Source organism: Pantoea sp. EKM21T (genome assembly GCF_011800405.1).
GTDB classification, from domain to species: Bacteria; Pseudomonadota; Gammaproteobacteria; order Enterobacterales; family Enterobacteriaceae; genus Pantoea; species Pantoea agglomerans.
Genome location: NZ_JAALFV010000003.1, coordinates 455,904 through 476,555 on the forward strand (window position 1 = coordinate 455,904; position 20,652 = coordinate 476,555).

General features: G+C 52.3%; 20 protein-coding genes. 10 read left to right on the forward strand and 10 right to left on the reverse strand.

The genetic code is table 11. The features are described from left to right. Window positions 1-18 precede the first annotated feature (18 nt). From HFD87_RS08470 to HFD87_RS08485, 4 genes are read right to left on the reverse strand one after another with little or no spacing between them, the layout of a single operon-like run. Window positions 19-1,212: an arabinogalactan endo-beta-1,4-galactanase gene (locus HFD87_RS08470; RefSeq protein ID WP_167423230.1), complete on the reverse strand. Its 1,194-nt coding sequence runs from the start codon at window positions 1,210-1,212 to the stop codon at window positions 19-21. 3 nt (window positions 1,213-1,215) lie between these two features. Further along, window positions 1,216-2,067 (reverse strand): sugar ABC transporter permease, encoded by an 852-nt coding sequence (locus HFD87_RS08475; protein WP_010259151.1) that lies wholly within the window; start codon window positions 2,065-2,067, stop codon window positions 1,216-1,218. Window positions 2,068-2,077: 10 nt separating this feature from the next. Then, entirely contained in the window at window positions 2,078-3,385 is a 1,308-nt protein-coding gene (locus tag HFD87_RS08480) for a carbohydrate ABC transporter permease (RefSeq protein WP_060679388.1), read from the reverse strand. Between the two features lie 41 nt (window positions 3,386-3,426). Beyond that, a complete protein-coding gene (locus tag HFD87_RS08485; protein WP_010670651.1) occupies window positions 3,427-4,647 on the reverse strand; it encodes an extracellular solute-binding protein in 1,221 nt (406 codons plus the stop codon). Between the two features lie 323 nt (window positions 4,648-4,970). Here HFD87_RS08485 and HFD87_RS08490 point away from each other — a divergent pair, with 323 nt between their 5' ends. Next, window positions 4,971-6,089, forward strand: a complete 1,119-nt coding sequence (locus HFD87_RS08490) for an ABC transporter ATP-binding protein (protein WP_010259154.1) — start codon at window positions 4,971-4,973, stop codon at window positions 6,087-6,089. 244 nt (window positions 6,090-6,333) lie between these two features. Here the strand turns inward: HFD87_RS08490 and HFD87_RS08495 are convergent, their stop codons facing one another. After that, the gene (locus HFD87_RS08495) at window positions 6,334-6,933 is read right to left on the reverse strand and encodes a hypothetical protein (protein ID WP_031594078.1); all 600 of its coding nucleotides are present in this window, start codon (window positions 6,931-6,933) and stop codon (window positions 6,334-6,336) included. Window positions 6,934-6,963: 30 nt separating this feature from the next. Further along, the gene (locus HFD87_RS08500) at window positions 6,964-7,305 is read right to left on the reverse strand and encodes a hypothetical protein (protein ID WP_167423231.1); all 342 of its coding nucleotides are present in this window, start codon (window positions 7,303-7,305) and stop codon (window positions 6,964-6,966) included. Between the two features lie 401 nt (window positions 7,306-7,706). On the opposite strand from HFD87_RS08500, the gene HFD87_RS08505 reads away from it, so the two are divergent. The 4 genes from HFD87_RS08505 to HFD87_RS08520 all read left to right on the forward strand — a co-directional run bounded on the left by HFD87_RS08505 (window position 7,707) and on the right by HFD87_RS08520 (window position 13,249). Then, window positions 7,707-8,144, forward strand: a complete 438-nt coding sequence (locus HFD87_RS08505; RefSeq protein ID WP_167423232.1) for a DUF2628 domain-containing protein — start codon at window positions 7,707-7,709, stop codon at window positions 8,142-8,144. A gap of 358 nt (window positions 8,145-8,502) precedes the next feature. Beyond that, window positions 8,503-10,380: a M48 family metallopeptidase gene (locus HFD87_RS08510; RefSeq protein ID WP_167423233.1), complete on the forward strand. Its 1,878-nt coding sequence runs from the start codon at window positions 8,503-8,505 to the stop codon at window positions 10,378-10,380. A 135-nt stretch (window positions 10,381-10,515) separates the two neighbouring features. Continuing rightward, on the forward strand, window positions 10,516-11,484 hold the full coding sequence (locus tag HFD87_RS08515; RefSeq protein WP_167423234.1) for a YiiG family protein: 969 nt from the start codon (window positions 10,516-10,518) through the stop codon (window positions 11,482-11,484). Between the two features lie 247 nt (window positions 11,485-11,731). After that, window positions 11,732-13,249, forward strand: coding sequence for a hypothetical protein (locus HFD87_RS08520; protein ID WP_167423235.1), 1,518 nt, complete (start codon window positions 11,732-11,734; stop codon window positions 13,247-13,249). 196 nt (window positions 13,250-13,445) lie between these two features. On the opposite strand, the gene HFD87_RS08525 is transcribed toward HFD87_RS08520, so the two are convergent. Then, a complete protein-coding gene (locus HFD87_RS08525) occupies window positions 13,446-14,336 on the reverse strand; it encodes a LysR family transcriptional regulator (RefSeq protein WP_181955673.1) in 891 nt (296 codons plus the stop codon). A 129-nt stretch (window positions 14,337-14,465) separates the two neighbouring features. Here HFD87_RS08525 and gstA point away from each other — a divergent pair, with 129 nt between their 5' ends. Continuing rightward, window positions 14,466-15,071 carry a glutathione transferase GstA gene (gene gstA / locus HFD87_RS08530; RefSeq protein WP_163641467.1) on the forward strand — a complete coding sequence of 202 codons (606 nt, stop codon included), beginning with the start codon at window positions 14,466-14,468 and terminating at the stop codon, window positions 15,069-15,071. Between the two features lie 171 nt (window positions 15,072-15,242). Then, complete coding sequence (locus tag HFD87_RS08535) at window positions 15,243-15,980, forward strand: alpha/beta fold hydrolase (RefSeq protein ID WP_022624634.1); 738 nt, start codon at window positions 15,243-15,245, stop codon at window positions 15,978-15,980. On the opposite strand, the gene HFD87_RS08540 is transcribed toward HFD87_RS08535, so the two are convergent. After that, window positions 15,981-16,292, reverse strand: a complete 312-nt coding sequence (locus HFD87_RS08540) for a cupin (protein ID WP_010259799.1) — start codon at window positions 16,290-16,292, stop codon at window positions 15,981-15,983. A 310-nt stretch (window positions 16,293-16,602) separates the two neighbouring features. On the opposite strand from HFD87_RS08540, the gene HFD87_RS08545 reads away from it, so the two are divergent. The 3 genes from HFD87_RS08545 (at window position 16,603) to HFD87_RS08555 (ending at window position 18,862) form a co-directional block, all read left to right on the forward strand. After that, window positions 16,603-17,286, forward strand: a complete 684-nt coding sequence (locus tag HFD87_RS08545) for a hypothetical protein (RefSeq protein ID WP_167423236.1) — start codon at window positions 16,603-16,605, stop codon at window positions 17,284-17,286. Between the two features lie 328 nt (window positions 17,287-17,614). Then, entirely contained in the window at window positions 17,615-18,235 is a 621-nt protein-coding gene (locus HFD87_RS08550; RefSeq protein WP_010259809.1) for a protein phosphatase CheZ, read from the forward strand. 321 nt (window positions 18,236-18,556) lie between these two features. Next, entirely contained in the window at window positions 18,557-18,862 is a 306-nt protein-coding gene (locus HFD87_RS08555) for a cupin domain-containing protein (RefSeq protein ID WP_010259813.1), read from the forward strand. A gap of 103 nt (window positions 18,863-18,965) precedes the next feature. On the opposite strand, the gene HFD87_RS08560 is transcribed toward HFD87_RS08555, so the two are convergent. Together HFD87_RS08560 and HFD87_RS08565 are read right to left on the reverse strand one after the other, a co-directional pair. Further along, window positions 18,966-19,406, reverse strand: a complete 441-nt coding sequence (locus HFD87_RS08560) for a GNAT family N-acetyltransferase (protein WP_167423237.1) — start codon at window positions 19,404-19,406, stop codon at window positions 18,966-18,968. A gap of 205 nt (window positions 19,407-19,611) precedes the next feature. Continuing rightward, window positions 19,612-20,604 carry a threonine/serine dehydratase gene (locus HFD87_RS08565; protein WP_181955674.1) on the reverse strand — a complete coding sequence of 331 codons (993 nt, stop codon included), beginning with the start codon at window positions 20,602-20,604 and terminating at the stop codon, window positions 19,612-19,614. Window positions 20,605-20,652: the final 48 nt, after the last annotated feature.

Here is a 20,652-nt window from a genome sequence, read left to right on the forward strand (position 1 = left end):
CAGCGTTTGCGCTAATGGTTAATGAAAAACCTGCAGCGAAGGCAGCGCCTTGCCGTGACAGTCAAACAGCGCCTGGTTTTCGCGGGCGTTACCCTGTTTCCATTCGTCGTGGATATATTTCATGCCAGCGGGCGTCGCCCAGGTATTGCCGGGCGCAGGGATCCACGCCGGTTCCCAGTAGACGACACCCTTGCCGCGATGGTCCGGCACCGCCAGCACCGCTTTAATCAGGTCATGCAGATAAGCCGCCTGGCCCGCTACACTGCCGGGATAGCCGCCCGCCTGCTCCTCTTTGGCCTGGAAACTGTTCTCCGCGCTATCGCAGTTTTCCAGCGTGTAGCCGTAGGCCGCTTCCACCACCATCACGTCTTTGTCATAGCGCCGGGAGATATCATCCATGTTGGCTTTCAGGGCGCTGATGGGGCCGTTCCAGTAGGTGTACATCGACAGGCCAATCACATCGAATGGCACATCACGCTTAACGATCTCGTCGAACCACCAGCGGAACATGTCGTTCTTTGTGCCCTCAGCCAGGTGCAGCATGATCTTCACCTGATGCGGGTCGCTGAGGTTCTCACGCACCCCGCTGATCCCGGCTTTCAGCAGACCGGCCAGCCGATCAAACTCACCGCCGTTCTGGCCCCAGCTTTTGCCTTCCGGCCAGAGCATGCCACCGTTAAGTTCATTGCCAATCTGCACGATATCCGGCATCACACCGTCCGCTTTGAAACGGGCGATGGTGTCACGGGTGTAGTCATGAACCTGGGTTTCCAGCTGCGGAAAAGGCAGCGACTGCCAGGCTTTGGGCTTGAACTGCTTGCCTGGGTCTGTCCAGAAGTCGCTGTAGTGGATATCCAGCAGTAGCTTCAGGCCCGCCGCTTTAACGCGCTTCGCCAGCGCCAGCGTGGTTGCCAGATCGTTGCCGCCACCACCGTAGGTCTGACCGCTGTCGTCGCGGGGATCCACCCACAGCCGCAGCCGGATGGTGTTGATGCCGCTGGCTTTCAGGATGGCGATGGCATCCTGCTGCTGGTTATCTGCGTTGTAGAATTTCGCACCCTGCTTCTCCAGTTCAGCCAGCGATGAGATATCCGCACCTTTGATAAAATCGGCTGGCCACGGCCCGGCAGAGCCGATGACAGGCTGATCGGCGGCGAGCAGCGGTGTCGCCCAGGCCAGTGCCAGGGCGAGAATCAATGTTTTTGGCGTCATGATTTATCCTTTAGTACTGCCTGAGGCCAGGCCAGAAACGAAGTATTTCTGCAGGGCCAGATAGAACACCGCCACCGGCACGGCGATCAGCACAGCACCGGCGGCATAGGTGGTGTAACTGGCGCCCATTTTTTGCGACACCAGGTTATAGAGGCCAATCGGCAGCGTGAACTGCTCTGGCGTTCGCAGAATGGTGCTGGAGAGGATGAAATCACCCAGCGGACCGGTGAAGGAGAACAGCGCCACTACCGCCAGAATCGGCTTCGACAGCGGCATAATGATCTCAACAAAGATGCGGAAGTTGCCTGCACCGTCCATGCGCGCCGACTCATCCAGATCTTTGGGAATCGAGTCGAGATACCCCTTCATCAGCCAGGTGTTCATCGGGATCATCCCGCCAACGTAGATCAGCACCAGCGCCAGATGGCTGTTGATCAACCCCAGCAGCTGCGACAGCACGAAAATCGCGATCAGCGCCGAAAACTGCGGGATCATCTGCAACAAAAGAAACAGCATCAGTCCGTTCTGCCGCCCCTTGAACCGAAAACGGGAAAAAGCGTAGGCGGTACAGCTGACGCTGATCAACGTCAGCACCATGGTCAGGAAACTGATTTTCATCGAATTCCAGTACCACGTCAGGTAAGGCACTGTGCCATTGAACAGGTCGCGGTAGTGCTGCAGCGACGCATTCTCCGGAATGATCGAACTGCTGAGCAGGCTGTTACCTGCATTCAGGGATGCTCCTACTGTCCAGACCAGCGGATAGATAATGATGGCCGAGACGGCCAGCACCACCAGCCAGGTCAGCGACAGGCGTATCCACCTTTCGCGTTTAATACTGCCGGACTTCGCCATAACTGCTTCCTTACGCCATCTCATCTTGTTTAAACGACCGGGTCGCGCGGAACTGCCACAGCGCCAGACCTACCACGAAAATCGACAGCAAAATGGTGATAGTGGCGGCGATAGCATATTGCGACGACGACATGGTGAGCTTGTAGATCCACGACACCAGGATATCGGTTCCTCCGGCATTCGACCCCGCCACAGCCGGACCGCCGTTGTTAAACAGATAGATGATGTTGAAATTATTAAAGTTGAAGGTGTATTGCGTGATGATGATCGGCGCAATGGCGTAGAGCACCAGCGGCAGCGTGATGGTTTTCAGCCGCGTCCAGGCGCTGGCACCGTCCATGATCGCCGCCTCATAGAGATCGTCAGGGATCGCCTGCAGGACGCCGGTAGTCATCGCAAACACAAACGGGAAACCGAGCCAGGTCTGCATCATAATCAGCGCGGTTTTGGTCCAGAATGGATCGGTCATCCACGCTTTAGGTGCAATGCCAAAGAAGTCGAGAATAGCGTTGTTGATCACCCCAAAGCTGTCGTTGAACATTCCGGCGAAGACCAGAATGGTGACGAAGCCCGGCACCGCCCACGGCAGGATAAAGATGGTGCGGATCAGCGGCTTAAAGCGCAGGTCTTTCTGATTGACCAGAATCGCCAGCATGACGCCCACGGTGCACTGCAGCGTGGTAGCGAGCAGTGTCCAGACCACCGTCCATTGCAGCACATCAAAGAGGGTGGAGCGCCAGATCGACAGGGTAAAAATGTTGATGAAGTTTTTGAACCCCACCCAGTCCACCAGCTTCGCCGGTGGCGTGTGATAGAGGTTGTAGTTGGTGAAGGCGATGGCGAAACCGAACAGAATCGGAAACACCACTACAAACACCAGCAGAATAAAGCCTGGCGAAATCATCAGATAGGGGAAGCCATCGCGCAGCAGTAACTGATACTGCTGGCGCACGCTGTTCAGCTGCTGGCCCTTGTCGCGCTTAACGCCATTGACCCAGGCGTCGCGCATTGACACTCCCCAGACCGCCACGCCGAAGGCGGCAATCAGTACGCTGATAATGCCCTCTGCCAGCAGAAAAATGGAGTTATCACGCGGCACCGATTCGCCCAGCGTATAGAGCCCCCAGAATCCCTCACGCAGAAAATCGTGGAAGACGCCGGTAAAACTGCTGAGCAAAATCAGAAAACAGAGCCCTTTAGCCCACTGGCGGTGGTAAAACTGGCCGAAGCCAGGCAGCAGTGCCAACAGCGCACCGGTGGTCGCATGACGACGCGGACGCTTAGCCGTCACCAGATTTTCATCGGAAGATATAGCCACACCCTGATCCTTATCCTGTACGGTTATCCCGTGAACCTGCATTACTGGTTGCTGGCCTGCATCGCTTCAATCTGCATGGTGATCTGCTTCACTGCATTATCCAGTGCCGCTTTTGGCTCCTGCTTGCCGGATACGCTCAGCTCCAGCGCAGCATTGGCTGGCCCCCACACTTCCTGCATTTCCGGCACGCCAGGCATCGCTGACGCACGCGCCGCCTGCACCGCGACCGCGTTGGCCTTCTCATCATCTTTGATAATCGGATCGTTCATCAGCGCGGTGACCGGTGGGATCTCCTGGGTTTTCTGATAACGCTCTTTCACGTACTGCGGCTGGTTGATGAAGGTGAGGAACTTCTGCGCCAGCGCCTGATCTTTACTCCAGGTAGAGACCACATAGCCTTTGACGCCCAGGAAGGAGCTCATCGGCTTGCCGTTAGGCAGCAGCGGCAGCGGTGCCACGCCATAGTTGATTCCGGCAGCCTGATAAGGCTGGAATGCCCACGGCCCATTGATCACCGCCGCCGCTTTCTTCTCGGTAAACAGCGAGTCGATGGCGTTGAGACCGTTGTCGCCCATGATGCCGCCTGGCAGCAATCCTTCACTGAAGAAGCGCTTGAGATAAGTCACCGCTTCCACGCTGCCTGGGGTGTTCAGACCAATATCCTGAGTGTTAATGGCGCCTTTGGCGTCTTTGCCAAAGATGTAAGAGCCCATCGGAGCCATCACGCCCCAGCTGTAATAAATCTGGTCAAACTTAGCGAGCAGGCCATACTGCTTCGCCTCACGCTGCTTCTGGGAGAAGGCACGGTATTCCTCCAGCGTTTTCAGCGGCGACGGCAGCAGATCTTTGTTGTAGATCAGCACCAGCGTTTCCACCGCTTTGGGTACGCCGTAGACCACACTGTTCTGTGTGAAAGCCGCCATTGCTGAGGGGGTGTAAGCGCTCTGCTCTGCTGCATCTATTTTCAGCGGTGCCAGTAATCCCTGTACGACCGCGCTACCGAGCTGGTCATTAGGGATCACCAGGACATCCGGGCCAATACCCGCCGGGCCATCCAGACGCAGCTTCTCAATCTGCTGTGCAAACGGCATCTCCTGAACTTTTACTTCAACGCCGAACTGTTTCTGAAAATCGGCGATCGCCGTTTTGATGCCGTCTGATTTTTTAATGTCTTCCCAGACGGTAAGTTGCTGAGCGGCCCAGGCGGATTGATTAAGCATCAATGCGGAAAGAAGTAGCGTAACGCTGATTTTGATTTTCATTACTGGCCTCATGTGAAGGTATAACATTTTAAGCTGTCATTTGCTGATATTTTTTTCAGGCACTTGCTGAACAAGGAATTATTGAGCATATGCAGTGTGAGTAACGTATCGCATTTGAGCCATACGCTACGCGGAATGCGTACCGCGCTCCAGCCCGTTCGCATCAATGTGTGATCGCTATTACAGAAATCAAAATCAGCGGTAGGGCGCACTCTGGCGGAGCGATATAGTCAGCGCAGGCACCATCAGGGCTGACGTGTAAAAAGACAAACTGTTATACGTCATACATTTCAGCCGCCAAATCCCTTGCCATGAGGATCAGCATGTCCAGCATCAGATTGAGAAACGTCACCAAACGCTTTGGTAAAACAGAAACGCTGAAAAATATCGCGCTTGATATTGAGGCCGGTGAGTTTGCGGTCTTCGTCGGTCCGTCAGGCTGCGGTAAATCCACACTGCTGCGGCTGATCGCCGGGCTGGAAGAGATCAGTGACGGTGAGATTTTGATTGGTGATGAGATCATGAATGATGTCGCACCCTCGCACCGCGGAGTGGCAATGGTGTTTCAGTCTTATGCGCTTTACCCGCATATGACGGTGGCGGAAAATATCGGTTACGGACTGAAGGTGAACGGCGTGCCGAAAGCGCAGATTCAGCATCAGGTAGAGATGGTGGCGAAGACGCTACAGCTTGCGCATCTGCTGGATCGTAAACCAAAGCAGCTTTCCGGCGGTCAGCGTCAGCGTGTCGCCATTGGTCGCGCAATCGTGCGTAATCCCCGGGTGTTTATGTTTGATGAGCCCTTATCGAACCTGGATGCGGAGCTGCGTGTCGATATGCGGCTGCACATTGCGAAGCTGCACCAGGAGCTGAAAACCACCATGGTCTATGTGACGCACGATCAGACGGAAGCAATGACGCTGGCCGATAAGATTGTGGTCATGAACTACGGCAAGGTTGAACAGGTGGGTTCACCGATGGCGCTCTATTACAACCCGATTAACCGCTTTGTCGCCGGTTTTATCGGCTCACCTAAGATGAACTTCCTGCCTGCGCGCGTGGAGCAGTGCGGCCCTGCTGGCCTTGTCGCCCTGATCAATGACGGCGAACATCGGCTGCAGCTCCCCTCGCCCATCCGCCAGTTGCAGCCTGGTGATGAGATCACGCTGGGTATCCGGCCGGAGCAGTTGCAGATCAACGGCGATGCGCCACTGAATATCAACTTCCACTGCGAAGTGGTTGAGCGACTTGGCAACAACACCTATCTGTTTGGTCAGAGCCACGGCCACGACGGCTTCAAGATGCTGCTGCCCGGCGATGTGCATTTCCGTCCTTATCAGACGCTGCGCCCCACCTTCCATCCGCACCATTGCATGGTATTTGATGCTGAAGGTGCGCGTATCAGCGCGGATATAGCGATGCCGCAGGTTCGCGCAGCCTGAAGTAGATGTTTGCATAAAGTTAACGAGAGGCCGGAGACGGCCTTTTCTGTTTTCAGGCCTGGCATAACGCCTGAAGAAAGAGGTCAGGAAAGGGGTTTGCGGGCAAGCCGTGATGACGCGCAGACGCGACAGCCTGAGCATTGTTCAGACAAGGCATTGCAGGTGTGTTTTGAGTAAACTCATGAACCCCACCGGCAACCCCTTATCCGGGTCGATCAGCTAACCGGGCTTATCGACTGAGGCCTTACTTACCGAGGATATTGTTTACTGCTTTCAGGTGGCCAGCCTTGTCTTTGTGGTTTGAAACCACCTGAATAACGGTGAATTTCTTGTTGGCGACCGCCAGCAGCGTCGCCTGTTGCACATCGTTGCCACCCATTTTGTCGGTGGCTTCAATATGATAAACCGGCAAACCGTTGGTATTTTCAGTTTTCTCACTGATCACCGTATAAGAAGGTGAAGCCTGCTTCTGCTTGTCTTTGATAGACTTCCCGCCTTCAAGAAAATCAGCGTCACTGCCACCGCGCGCAATCAATGGGATCTCTTCTTCGCCAATAATCAATACGCGTTTTTCCTGCTTGTTCACATACATGGTGCCTGGTCCGCCGCCCGGCACAGGCTGCTTTTCATAGCCCTGCAGTTTGAACGTCTGTTTGCCATCCAGCAAAGAGATCGTCTGAGTCTGCGTGTTTGCAGCTGGTGCTGTCTCAGCGGCTGATGCCATCAGAGAAGTACCGCCGATGGCAGTTGCCAGGCAGATCGCACCCATAATGTTTAATGATTTTCTTAATTTCACCATGAACTCCTTCGTATTGATGATATTTCCATTTCGCTGATACAGCATCAGTATGGCCTGTATCAGTGATGTGAAGTGTTATCGGGTCAGGTCGTAAATACAGATCCCTGAGCCGAGCAGAAACAGAATAATCGGCCAGTAGAGAACGGGAATAAAAAAGAAGTTGTGGGTTTTTTCGGGGGCCATCATTGGCTGGCTTTTCGTTGCTTGTGCAAGGGAGTCCAGCCATTTTTCCTGCCGGAGCACCCAGACAAAGGCAGCACAAAAAAGGGCAGAAACGATCAGCGTAGCCCCTGTCGCCCATAGATGGGAGACAAAGAAACCGTCGTAGTAATAAATATCTAACAGCCATTTACACAGGAGGTAGGCGGCAGAAATTATTACTGCGACGAAAAAACCCACTCCGCTCCATGCGATCATCTTTATATCCTTCTAAGGTGTGAGGAACGAGGAATATTTTTTTTGAAAATTAACATATTTTTATCATTGTGGCGATATTTTCTTTGGTGCTAATATCAATTACATCCGCCACAGGAGATGTCCGGCCTGTGCAATTTTCACATTACTGATTCTGATGGATTTATTTTCAAATATTGTTGTTTAACCTGAATTCGGCACCCGTGCAGCTAATAGCGCACCCAGGGTGCAGCATGGCTATTTGTACCGTACCGATATTATTTTGGTGCAAATTAACACGGCTTTCCTGTTTTTAAAATTCGTATGCGCTGTTCTGGCGGTCGATAAGCACCATTCATGCGGCTGTCATCCGTCTGAAACAGTGTCGGTCTCTGTAGTTTTCTGCGCAGGATATTGAGGCAACCATGAATCAACCTATTGAAAATCATAATAAAGTAAACTCAACTAAAGAGTACAGTGCGAAATGGCAGACCCGATTTGATTTTTTCGACCTTCATGGTGCTCCCAGTACACCAGGCTTCAGACAGGCATTGAAACAACTGCCTTTCAGGCAAAAATTAAAAGTGAACATGAATTTAATTGCCTTCCTTTTCGGCCCGATTTATCTGTTCGTACTCGGCCTGTGGAAGAAGAACATCATGCTGATTTTAATTATGGTAGTTGTTTATACTATTTTGATCATCGCCTTAGCGATAGCGGGCATGGAATTTCCACGGTATCTTCAGGTTGGCCTGGGCTATGGCTTTAATGCCCTGTACGGCATGAGCACCAATTACAGTTATTACCTGAAAGAGAAAAAAGGCGATAACGGCTGGAATCCCTTCAAAGGGATGCGCTGGTAATTTTTTCGCACCGCTCTGATGGTAAAATATAGGATTATGGTGTATCTGATGCAGACAGATGGCGGGGATTAGCCATCGGTCAGGAGATCGGACAGAATAAGTGATGAGCACTAACTCAAATTAGTGCTGTCGTGGCAGAACCACCGGAAGCCGCCAGAAAAATAACCTGACGGAAAAGGAAAAAATCGCCGAAAATATCCGTCTATACCTTTTCAAAACGGGTTCAGACTGGCTTATAATCGCTCTGCAATAATTATAATATCGTGAAGCTCGCATAAATGTTTCCGCACCGTTTAACCGGGGCCAGGATATTCTTTTCGGAATTTCCTGATAGCAGCAGCTTCTCCCTTTCATAGACATGCAGGATGTTATTATTTTGAATACATTAACGGAATTGAAAAAGGGTTATCTAAAGGTATTTTTCTGGCTGCTGTTCACACTGTTTCTCGTCCCTGTCATTACCCTGTTTTTTGCTGAATATGGCAACAAACAACTTGATCAGCAATACACGCAGTTCTTCATGGACGATGCGCGGGAACAACATCAGGATACGGACAAACTACAGGCGTTTCTGCAGCAGAACCCGCCTTCCAGTGTCTGCGGTCCGGTAGATGAAAATCTGCAGGATTACAAAAACGCCGTCTGCGAACCGCACTCCGAACTGTGGCAGTTCTACATGATGGATAAAGTGGCATTCTGGACGCTGATCGGCAGCGGCGCTGTCCTGCTGATGGTGCTGTTGTTCAGTGCGCTGGCCTTTAAAAGCCGCCAGGGACAGGTTATCAGTCTGGCGCTGGCCCGCAAGTTCCTGATGCTGGCCTGTTCGCTGGAAGTCATGGTACAGGGCGGCATGCTGGTATGGCTCTCATTCTGGGGCACCGCCTTCTTCACACAAACCTACTATCCCAAACTGGTGATGGCAGTAGGACTGCTGGTGCTGGCCGGTATGTATTACATGATTAAAGGCATCTTCAAAAAACTCCCACCGGAAGAGAGTATTGAAGGCGAAGTCGTGACCCGCGAAGCGGCACCGGCACTCTGGTCACAGATTGATATGCTGGCCGCCAGAGTGGGCACCACGCCACCCGATCATATTGTTGCGGGTATCGACACCAACTTCTATGTGACTGAAGCTCCGCTGAACGTGAATGGGAATCCGCTCACCGGCCGTAAGCTCTATGTCAGTATTCCGCTCCTGCGTCAGCTCACCGTTGCGCAGGCTGATGGCGTGATGGTCCATGAGCTGACCCACCTGCATGAAGGCGACACCGCCTCCGGCGCATTACTGGGACCGAAACTGCATCGGTTTGATCTCTATATGCAGCTGATGGGTCAGAATGTGGCCACGCTGATCGTCTTCTATCCGCTCTATCTTTATCGCATGCTTTTTGAACTGGCGTGGCAGCGTAACAGCCGTGAACGTGAGTTTGTCGCGGATCGCAATGCATCAACGCTGGTCTCCCCTGCCGCGATTATCGAATCACTGATCAAAGTATCTGCGTATGCCAGCTACCGGAATGAAGTTGAACGAAACTTCTTTAATAATCAGACGCTGCACGAAAATGAACTGGGGATCAGTAAAGCTATTGCTGCCGGTCTGCCAGAACATGTCGCCTCTCCGGACTTTATCAGCGTCATCCGTGAGCAGAATGTGCCGCACCCGTTTGATTCACACCCGCCGCTGGCGGAAAGGATGCGCAACGTAGGATATGAGATTAACGAAGCTGACTATGCAGCGATCGCCGCCGATTACCCGGCCCAGAGCTGGGTCGATCTGATGCCGGTTGCCAACGAGATTGAACAGCAGTTATGGCAGAAATATGAGCGCGACTTCTCTTCTGTGCATGAAGAGAGCCTGGCCTGGCGCTATCAGCCTGACGGTGAAATGGAAACCGCGCTGGTGCTGAAGCATTTCCCCAATGTTCCTTATACCCTGAAAGATGGCTCGCAGATCGTCATCACCTGGCAGGGCATCGTGTCGCCGAAAACCGGCGAAGTGCTGGAGTGGGATAACGTTAAAAACATCAACGTCATTCGTAGCTTCGGCCGGGATAAGCTCTACGTGCAACATGTGCAGCCAAACTCGCAGGGAAAAAAACGCAGTGAGATCCCTCTGCCGGGCCTGAAAAAGGAGATTGAAGCCTTTAAAAACACCCTCGGCTATTACTGGCATCGTCATCAGACAGTCAGGGCGTTGCTGAAAGAAGAAACGGCGGCAGCGACGCAAAGCGCATAACCCGTTTGTCATCGGCTCCCTCCTCGCAGCTGAAAAGGGAGCCAATGCGAACATTTATTTTCATTCTCTATTTCTGACCACATAAATAAAGGAACGATTGTGTTTAAAAGAGCAAGCAGGGCCATGATACCCGGGATGCTGGTGACTGCCCTTGTGCTGCCGCTGGCAGCATGTGACAACAGTGACAAAGCGGATGCAAAACCCGCCCCGCAGAGTCAACCCCAGGCTGTTGCGGAGGATAGCGCTGCGCAACTCACCACAAAATTAAACGCCTATGTGGGTTGCTTTAACACTACGGATGGATCGGTTCGCGATAGTTCCCTGCGCTATGTGAGCTGGATGGCGAATGCTGAAAAGGGGCCAACCGGCAAAGAGCGCAGCGTCAACGTACTGGGCGAGGTCACGCCTTATGAACTGGAGAGCTGCACTAAAGCCATCAACCAGGCATCGAAAGCTAAACCGACGTTACCGGCGCTGGATGCTGCAGCAACACAGTATCTGGCGGATTTAACGACATTGCAGCCGCTGGTTTCGCAGGCTCATCTTTACTACAGTCAGGAAGATTATAAGGATGATGGCTTCGCGAAAGCCAAACAAATGCATCCGCCACTCATGAAGGCGTTTAACAGCTTTATGAAATCCAGCGACCAGTTCGGTGCCGAAGTTGAAAAAGAGAACAATGAGGTCGTTGCTGCGCAACTCGTTGAGATTGAAAAGTCTGAGGGCCGTCATAGTCGCTACTACCGCCTGGCATTAGTCACACAGGCCAAACCGCTGGCGACCCTGTTTACCTCTTCCGCTCCCGACGTGACAGAGATGACAAAAGCGATTGATGCTTACAGTACGCTGCTGAGTGAGGCAGAAAAGGCAACGGCCAGCGAAGCGGGCAAGCCATTAACCTGGTCCATCTTCCAGGATAATGCCGGAACCTTCCTTAAAGACTGCAAGGATCGCATGCGTCGGATTCGCGATAAAACACCTTACAGCACGGGTGAGCAGAGTCTGCTGAAAGGAAGCGGCAATTCAGGCTGGATGGTATCGGGTTCACCGATGCGTGTTTTAAAATCCTATAACGAACTGGTTGAGGCCGGTAACCGCCTGTAAGCTGAATACCTGCCCCGCATGCCTCCGGGCAGGCTTCGTCAGTCGGGCTGCTGCGTGCAACCCGACTGACGCTGTCACCTGCCGCGAAAAAAAGATAAAAATGTTCACGCGCCAGCATTTCGTTAAAACGTTATGCCAGGCTAGTGTGCTGGATGGATCTGAGACCCGCGGTAAAGAGCGTCCCTCTGCAGGATGCCCGCTGCATCAGATTTTCTGACTGTAAAATTTTTGACTGAGAGGAGCGAGAGTGCAAGCAAAGGTCGGCGATATCTACAGCGTGTATTCCCCGCAGTTGCAGCAGTACGTCGCCTGTCAGGTGACACACCTTCAGCAGCCTGCTAATGCCAGAGGCAAAGTCCTTGCAGCCATACTCCAGCTCGACTGGGCAGGTGATCATTTGCCTGACAGGGCGGAAGCCAGCCGTATGCAGCCTTTGCGCTGTAGCTACTATTTTGTCAAAGACAGCTTCGATCACGGTTATGTCTCCGCCAATGTCCCACCGGGACAGGTATTAATTACCAACCTGCCGCCGCTGGCAGATCAGGAAGTAAACGCCTACAAGTTCGGCTGGGACGTGGGAGACAGTCTTGTTCGTCAGCGAAACTGGGAGAAGATCGACCCGGCCAGCCGTGCGCGGTTCAAGGCTGCTTCAGGCGCGCACAACGTGGTTGTCGGCGGCCAGACACTTCGCCAGGACACCACCCGTATCAATGACCACCTCCTGCAAACCCTGACCGATCTCTCTGAACTGGATCGCCTGCCCTGCCTGATGACCATCGAAACCCGCCATGGCACCCCGGAACTGATGGCCTATATACAGCAGCATGACTTCATTAATGAGTTGCACTGGCAATCCGCTGTCGTCAGCGAAATCGATGTCGGGGCGACTCGTTTGTCGCGTTTTATTCTGCACCCTGAAGGCGTCAGCTGCGTGCGTCTGAATCCTGATCTCTCCCTGCTGTCACTCACCGCAACGCCTTCTTCAGGTTTTCAGGTAGAGGCCGATCAGGAGGGACGCAATCTGTGCCTGCAATGTTCGCAGACTTTGCCTGTGCTGCAGGGTATTGACCGGCTCAGGGCATTGTCACTGACAGGCGTTAAAGAGATTGACCTGGCGTCAGTCGTTGAGCGCTTTACCTGCTTAACTGAGCTGCGCATCTGGGGAAATCCCGGCGTAGCCAGCAATATGCATCGTATTGCCGCACTGCCACAGTTGCAGATGCTGACCTTCTTCGACCTGTTTGGCTTCAGCGCGGCTGACTTTCCCTCACCAGAAGCGTTGCCCAATCTCTCATGCCTGTGGATGACCAGCGTCCCGCTTGACGTGATCAGCTCTGTCAGAACCGCTTATAAAAAGGCGACAACTCAGGGGTTGGATCTCTCGCTGAGTAAAGCACGCAAGCCGGAATGGCTGGCTGAGAATCTGCACAATCCTTTCCGGGACTGGGATGGCCGCGAACATATTTCGGCCACTTATGCCAAAAAAGCAGCGCTGGCTTACAAAAACCTGCGGGCTGCCACGAACATCATCGATAGCAGCATGGATGTGGCGAGCCTGTTAACCGCCGCTGTAACCGCCTACACCGAAGCCTTTAATCTCATCGACCGGCGTTCAAAGACGATTGAGACGGTCGAGCGTGAGGAGATCTACAGTGTGCTGTGCGATGTTCTGAACCCGCTGGAGCAGAAACTGGGCGAGCAAGGCGCCACGCTTGTGGATCAGCCGCGGTTGTATCAGCTGTTCGACCAGTTACGCGAATTCTGAGCCATCCCGATGATTCAGGCGTGTTCCGCCACGCCATAAAACCGTTATTCGCCCCGATCACCCTATGCGGCAAAGCGTTAAGACGCGAGTTGAGAAAGGATCGCGGTCGGGAGAGTCTGCCGATCTCTCTTTCCCAGCCAGCCATTCTGTTGTTTATGATCGGGTAACGGCGGATAAAGTCAGCTGTGCAGTGGGTTTATCCGGAGATATTACCCTGCCCTTTACGCAGTCCGTTCAGGAGCGCCTGCGTCGCGCCAGAAGCTTTTCCGGAAGGCGAACAGACCAGCCCGAATTCACGGTGCAGAGGCGGGATGACCGGCATCACTGACAGGCCGCGCCGTTCCGCTGGCAGGGCTGATTCCGGCACCAGCGCGACACCCATGCCTTCACGCACCAGCATGCAGGCGCTGATCCAGTCGCGGACCTTTACGCGCACGTCAGAGAGGTGGAATCCTGACTGTTCCATCAGGCTTTTGCCATTAACGACGCATCCGCCTGTTGCAAGCACAAAGGGCTGGTCTGCCAGTTCCTGCAGGGTTATACCGTTCGCGCCTGACTGACCGATGTGCGGAGCGCTGGCTGGCATGACGGCGACCCATGCGTCCTGTCCCAGTATCACATCAGCACGTCCGGGTGTGGGGTTCATTACCACCCCCAGCTCAACGGTGTCCGCTGCAAGCCACTCCTCAACTTCTTCATCCGTCCCTTCCAGCACCACCACTTCAATGCCCGGATGCAGACGCCGGAAGTTACGCAACAGGCCAGGCAGGAGAGTGGACGTCACAGAGGGAAAGCTGGCAAGCCAGATGCGTCCGCCCTTTAAACCCCGGCTCTCATCAGCCAGCACGCGGATCGCGCTGAGCTGCGACAGCATAATTCTGGCATGTTCAATGACCTGCTCTCCCAGCGCGGTAACACCGATGTGCCGGCGCTCACGCACGAATACCGGGAACCCGAGTGATGACTCTAACTGGGCGATAGCCTGGCTGGCACCGGACTGTGTCATGCCTGTCGTTTCAGCAGCACGCGAAATATTGCTGGCATCGGCCACCGCCACCAGCAAGCGCCAGTGCAGAAGATTCATCATGGTTATCAGTAGCTCAGCTAATAGTTAACTTTTGAAGCATTAATTTTACAGAATTCTCTGCGTTAAGCACAGTCTGTTCCGTAACGACAAAGAGAATCTCACATCGCTTTCAATGTTAACGGAGAAGACATGAAACTTTATTACGCCCCGGATACCTGTTCGCTGTCACCCCATATCGTGCTGCGTGAACTCGCACTGGAGTTTGAGCTGGTTAAAGTGGATAACAGGAGCAAGCTCACCTCTGACGGACGCGACTTTCGCCTTATCAACCCCAAGGGCTATGTTGCTGCACTGGAACTGGACGACGGGCAGATACTGACTGAAGGGCCGGCGATTGTGCAGTACCTCGCCGACCTGAGGCCGGAAAGCGGGCTGGCACCGCCAGCAGGCAGCTGGGCGCGTGTTCGACTGCAGGAGTGGCTGAACTTCATTACCAGTGAAATCCACGCGGGTTCCGCTCTGTTGTTTAACCAGGCACTGCCCGACGCTGTCCTGTCACTGTTTCGTGAAAAGCTCTTCCGGCGGTTCGACTTTCTGCAGGATACGCTCGCCGAAAAAGCGTTTCTGATGGGGCCATCATTCAGCGTTGCTGACGCCTACCTTTTCACTGTACTGGGCTGGTGTAAGTTCTTCAGCATTGAACTAGATCGCTGGCCTGCGCTGTTGGCGTACAGAGCAAATATCAATGCGCGCCCTGCTGTACAGGCGGCATTATGGGCAGAGGCGACGCAGTAAGCGCGGACAGATTGGTGGCCTGACGCCAGAGTATGAATAACCGGTCCGCTTTGATTTGCTGCTTACACCTTGCATAACAGTAGTCTGGAGCCAGAAGCAGACGGAAATTTATCGTTTCACCGGGAACAGGTTAGTATCTCCAGACTGACCTTTTAGCGGGGAGTCGGCTTTATGATTAACAATACCAGGGCGGAAACCTCTGTCATCAGGCATGCCGACAGGAATTTTGACGTCACGTTATTGAAGGTGAATGAGGCCAGCCAGTGTATCCTTTTTGCAGCAGGTGCTGGCGGAAGTCCATTGCGTCATCTTGAGCTTCTGCAGACCTTTAGCCGCAATGGTATTTCAGTGGTAGCGCCCCATTTCGAACGGTTAACCTCTTCCACGCCCTCAAAGGCTGACTTACTGGAACGCAGCCAAAGGCTTGTCCTCGCCCGCGATGCGTTTTGTCAACATTATGCCTCGATTACCGGCGTCGGGCACTCACTCGGCACCGTGATTCTGTTGATGCACGCCGGGGCGACGGCCTGGACTCGCACCAGAGAGAAGGTGACATATGCAGGCAGACAGGATTTGAATCAACTGGTGCTGTTAGCGCCACCTGCGGATTTTTTCAGAGCACCCTCGGCCCTCGCCTCCGTGAAAGTGCCTGTCAGGATCTGGACTGGCGAGAAGGACACCCTGACACCGCCATCGCAAGCGCTGTTCATCAAAGAAGAATTAGATAATCGAACTGAGACAAAACTTTGCGTGGTTAAAGATGCCGGGCATTTCACCTTCATGAACATCCTGCCGCCGCATATCACTGACACCCACCCATCACGCGACGCCTTTCTTCTCAATCTGGGAGAAGAGATCGCCCGTTTTGTCACTGGCTTGTTGGCTCAGCCAGATAATGAATCACCTTAATTAAACCGATCCCTCTTTTTCAATCACCAGCACGCGGGCGACGCCCTGTGGACGCGCAATATGTTCTGTCCCTTCACTGGCATAAAAAATATCACCAGCGTTGAGTACCCGGCTTTTAACTTCGCCCTGCTCTTTATATTGCATTTCAACGCATCCATCCATGACAGCAAAAACCTCCTGACCATCGTTGATGTGCCACTTATAAGGCTGATCGGTCCAGTGAAGTTTCACGCTGACATTATCGAAGCTGGCAATATGCTGTGAGTCCCAGGCCTTCGAGCCGGTAAATTCCTTACTGCAATAAAAATTCATTTTAGCTCTCTCAACAGGAGTGATTTAACGCCATCGACATCATCAATATCAGAGAGAGTTGATCGATTCTATACGTCAGGCATCTGTTGTCCTGATCTGTCCTCTGGTTGTCCGTTTAGGGGCAGAGCGGGAAGGTCGCAATGCTTTTCAGGCAAACCCGGCACCGCACATGTCCGCTTTATGCCAGAGCAGGCGTTGAGCGTATGGTAATGTGTTCACGATTAGCCACAGGGATACTTCTGAACAGTTATGGGCTGAAATCGCATGGATGACGAATCGCCTCTGTTCATACCAGTGCAAAAGGTCTGTAATGAAATCGATAAATCTGGAAAGCTTGTATCGCTCTGCCAACGAGAACACCCTCTCCATCTGGTCGGAAAATGCAGGAGTTGGGGCTGTTAAAGAGGGGAACTACTACGATCCTGTAAGGCTGGCTCTTGCAGCGGGCATTCAGCCGCCGGTGACCTTTGATGTCTCACGTCTTATTTGTGAATTACAGCAGCTCACAAAGGATGATCCCCTTGCCGATATTCTGCCCATACAGGGTTTCCATTTTACCTTCCTGCCCCTGACTCTGCCGCTCTATAACGATAACGAGTCATTGCCCGAAAAAATCGATGAATTGACGAATATCTGGAGCGAATTTGATGCGATAAAAATTGTTATCAGAGATCTGCATTTAGTTGCTTTGCCCAGTCAGTTATTGCTTGCGGGGATCCCTGATAGTTCGGCAATAGCCATGCGCCACTCATTCTGCGAAAAAGTTCTGGATTCGCACTGGAAAAATGAGTTGCTGATGCGTCATACCGGCAGCCCATTACCGGCACCCTTCTGGCACAGCACGATTCTGCGCTACGGCGCTGATTTTTTACATGCACCCGTGCGTGAGTTTATTTTTGAACGTCAGACCATTAATTTTGGGGATGTAGATGGAGAATTAAAACTGGCGAGGGTTAACTACAACTGGACAAAATGTTATTCGTTGGCGGATTAATTAAGACGAAGAAATTACATGATAAATAAGATACTGCCTGCCCTCGCGTAAACGTTTCAGAAGTGGGTAATACGCCCCTTTTTTCGCTCATAACAGTCATTAACCCGCACACATTCCGCTCTATACCTGACAACCCCCTCCGGCTGAAAAAACAGGGCCTGCGCGCAACACTTTCTGCCTATTACAACCCTGATGTCGTTAGCTCTAGGGTGTCTCATTCACATCATGTCACTTTTTACACGAGTAAAAACCTCAGGAAATTTAAAAAACCGCCGCGAGCTGCCGATAACCTCAGGTATCGAAACTCTGTACGCAGGAAACAACATCCATGTCACCATCCGACACCCATAGTAAGCATCAGGAAATTGGCGAAATTACGGCGCGTGCTGGCTTCATCCTGCGGCAGCTTCGCGACAGTCTGCAACAGCTGGGGCTTGATAAAACCATCGCCGATGTGGCGGGAAGCATCCCAAACGCCCGTGAAAGGCTGGGTTATGTCGTCACAATGACCCGCGAAGCAGCAGAGGGCGTAATCAACAGCGTGGAAATCACGCAGCCTCTGCAAACCGATCTGGGAGAAAAAGCGGAGAAACTCTCGCAACGCTGGGATGCCACTTCCGGTACGCTGTCAGACAAAGAACAGACCCAGGCATTAGCGGCAGATACCGTTGCCTTGCTGAATGATGTCCCCCGCGTCACGGGTCTGACGCAACAGCAGTTGCACGCGATTATGATGTCACAGGGCTTCCAGGACCTCACAGGACAGATTGTGCAGGCTATGATGGCCGTGCTGAATCAGGCTGAGCAGCAGCTGATACAGGTCATCCGCGATAATACCGGCTCACACAGCACCGCCGAGCGCACTGCGCCGTCTAAACCTTCCTCCGCACCAGAGACTCCTGCCAGTCAGGATGATGTGGACGACCTGCTGGCCAGTCTGGGAATGTAAGCCGACCCGAAGAAAATACGCGATTTAAAATGACGATTAATGATTAAAGGTCTGCGCAGGACAAACAGTTCGTCTGACAGCAAACACGCTATTGCGGCTAAATGTCCGCTTTGCGCTATTAGCTGACGCGATTTAGCTATCGGCCCGTTGATAAACAAGGTTCTGACCAGGCCAGATTGCAGAATCTGGCATTTCAGAAATAAGAGCATAATGAGGAAGGGTATAGTCTCTTATTCGATTTATTTTCCCATATTTATTATATGACGGTAGGAAATATATATGGCATAAGAGCATTAAAAGAACACTCAAAGGAGTGACGTTATGTCGCTTTATGACCTTAGAATTGAATCACATGCATTACCAGAGGCCTGGCACTCTCAGGTATTAGGCCACATTGGCACAGCGAATCTCAAAGTTTTACGAATGGATGAACGCTCTGTTATTGAAGAGGTACATGAGTATGATGAAGGGTTACTGGTCATTGACGGTCGTCTTGAACTGAGCGTAAAAGGAAAACAAATCTCTGTAACTTCTGGCCAGCTTTACGTAGCCAAGGCTGGGATTCCTCATAATGTAAAAAAAGGCAGTTTTGGCACACTGGTTATCATAGATTTGCCAGAAACATGAGTAGCCTAACGATAGTTTGTCAGATATTTGATCAGAAGATAATTTGCCTGATGCAGATGTCCGCCTTATGCCATAAGCGGACGTTTATGAAAATGGCAGTGGATTACGCGCTGCGATGTTTCTCCAGTTTGATATCGGTATCGTTAATCTCTTTTTTATTACCCCAGCCGAGCTGCATGTAAAATTTCGCCGCGCGACTATTTTTATCAGTTTCCAGCCAGGCAATCTCATGATGTTTGAATAATTCCTGCTCGGCGAGAAAAACCAGCCTGCGACCTATCCCCTGGCCTTCATATTCCGGGAGAACAAAGGCCGCAAAAAGACAGCCTTCATCCGGTAAAACCATTGAAAAGCCGACTATTTTTTCGCTTTCAGCCGCAACCCAGGCGCAAAGACTCTTTTCAATCATATCGGCCACGACGCTTTCGGTGATCCCCATCTGACGCATTTCTTCACGACTCAAATAATTCTCGAGCACTGAGGTTCTGACTTCGAAAATACTGTCAACATCAGAAGCCCGGGCTGTTCTTATATTTATATTCATTAGTCTTACTCCTTGTATGACAAAAATATTTTTTGATGATGCCTGACATTCCCTTAAACGAACCATAGAATTTTAAGCGAAAAGGCTGTTAAACGGCAGGCCGTCAAAGGCGGCACTACCTCAAAGCCTGCGTAATGAATGAAGCCGTTATGATAAGAACGTTGTGCAATATGAGCTCAGCCGACCTTAACTCCGCTCTGTTTCTTCATAGTGACGCCTCATTAACTAATTTGAGATAGCGGGAACCCGATATGTTTCTACCGCTCACCACACAGACAACTTTACGCCCGCTCAGTTCTTTTGCATAACCGATGGCTGCCGCAACTGCGGGTACGCCTGAAGGCTCTACAACATGGCTGTGCAGATTAAGCATTAACAGCATCGCTGCTTTAATTTCGGCTTCTGAAACCAGAAGAACACGATCGACACGATCGCGTATAAGTGGCCAGGTCATCGCTTCAGGCTCTATATAGCCACTTATGCCTTCGGCGATTGACGACGATATTTCCACTGGGATCGCCTCACCAGCTTCTTTCCAGCGCGCAAACGTCGGGCTTGCTTCACTCTGCACTGCCCACACTTCGGCTGCAGGGTTTATGCCCTTGATGGCTGTTGCGATACCGGAGGCCAGCCCGCCGCCGCCAATGTTCACGAGAATAACGTCAGCGTCTGGCCAGTCTTCCATGATTTCCAGACCGACGGTGCCGCCTCCGGCAATCATCTGCTGATTATTATAGGCTGAGACGAACGTAGCGCCGGACTGTTGCGCTGCAACAATGGCTTCCTGCCTTGCATCTTCAATGTTGTCAAAAAACGTAACCTGCGCACCATAACTCTTCATCGCAGAAACCTTAATCGGGTCTGCTGAAAACGGTAAGAATATGGATACGGGTATGCCTGCCGCATGTCCCGCACAGGCAAGCCCTAAACCATGATTCCCTGCCGTCGGGGCGATGACGCCGGCACGTCGCTGGTCTGCATTAAGACTGGCAAGAACGTTTGCAGCACCTCTCAGCTTAAAGCTACCCGTATGCTGAAGATTTTCCATCTTAAGCCTGACCTCCGTCCCGACAAGAGCAGACAGCGAGTGGGAAGGCTCCAGTGGAGTTTTGCATACTGTTGATTTAATTCGCCCGGAAGCGGCATAAATATCTTTCAGCGTGACACGGTCTGTTAGCCTTTGTCTGTGGTTTGTCATAGTATGCCCCTAAAGTTATATAAGAAAATGACTATATAGGCGATTGGC